At 57.0% G+C, this 223-nt stretch carries 1 rRNA gene; it reads left to right on the forward strand.

Features of this window, described 5'->3' with window-relative positions:
• A 16S ribosomal RNA gene (locus ABR397_RS24680) occupies window positions 1-223 on the forward strand; the annotation flags it as partial.

A 223-nucleotide genomic window follows, 5' to 3' on the forward strand; every position in this document is an offset into this window, starting at 1 on the left:
TGAGTAATGTCTGGGGATCTGCCCGAGGGCGGGGGATAACCACTGGAAACGGTGGCTAATACCGCATAATGTCGCGAGACCAAAGTGGGGGACCTGAAAGGGCCTCACGCCTTCGGATGAACCCAGATGGGATTAGCTAGTAGGTAGGGTAATGGCTTACCTAGGCGACGATCCCTAGCTGGTCTGAGAGGATGACCAGCCACACTGGGACTGAGACACGGCC

This window comes from Photorhabdus viridis, from assembly GCF_040256935.1.
In the GTDB taxonomy this organism is placed as follows: Bacteria; Pseudomonadota; Gammaproteobacteria; order Enterobacterales; family Enterobacteriaceae; genus Photorhabdus; species Photorhabdus viridis.